Here is an 827-nt window from a genome sequence, read left to right as displayed (position 1 = left end):
GGGGACGAGGACGCCGCCGGTGGCGTAGACCTTGGATCCCATGGCGGGCTGGCAGCGTTCGCAGGCGTCGAAGTCCTGCTGGTTGACGCGGTGGAAGAGTTCCACGGAGGCGGAGACGTCCTTGCCGGACTCCACGACCGAGGGCAGGTAGAGCCAGTCGCACTCCACGATGGTGTGGTCAGCGGCCATCGGGAACATCCGGTGGATGATCACGTGGTCGGGCACGAGGTTGACGAACACGGTGGGCTTGACGGTGATGGCGTAGTAGCGGCGGTCGTGGTCCTCGTCCACGCCGGGCAGCTTGTCCAGGCCCTCGGAGCCGTCGACGGTGAAGCCCAGGACGTCCTCGCCGAACTCCGCGCCGTGGCCGACGAAGTACTGGGCGGCGAGGCCGTCGGCGAACTCGGGCAGCACCTCGGTGAGCTCGGGGTGGATGGTGGCGCAGTGGTAGCACTCCATGAAGTTCTCGATGATGAGCTTCCAGTTGGCCTTCACGTCGTAGGTGATGCGCCGGCCCAGGGAGAGGTTGGCGATGTCGTAGCCCTCGATGGCCTGGGTGTCGCCGAGGCGGTCCTCGATGTCGCCCATGACGTCCTCCTCGAAGGAGGGGGGGTTCTCGGCCAGGCAGACCCACACGTAGCCGAGGTACTCCCGGACCGGGACGGTGACGAGTCCGTATTCCTGGCGGTCGATGTCGGGCATCTTGGTGAGGTTGGGGGCGGCGATGAGCTTGCCGTCGAAGTCGTAGGTCCAGGCGTGGTAGGGGCACTGGAAGGAGCGGCCGGCCTCGCCGGTCTCCTCCATGCACAGCTTCACCCCGCGGTGGC

General features: G+C 67.0%; 1 protein-coding gene. It reads right to left on the bottom strand.

Translation table 11 applies throughout. The features are described from left to right. On the bottom strand, positions 1-827 hold an 827-nt coding region (locus tag ABD220_RS17900; protein ID WP_344124852.1), incomplete at both ends, for an aromatic ring-hydroxylating dioxygenase subunit alpha.

This window comes from Kocuria aegyptia (assembly GCF_039530085.1).
GTDB classification, from domain to species: Bacteria; Actinomycetota; Actinomycetes; order Actinomycetales; family Micrococcaceae; genus Kocuria; species Kocuria aegyptia.
Note: the sequence above shows the minus strand (reverse complement) of the source record. Positions and strands in the feature narration are given on the sequence as shown.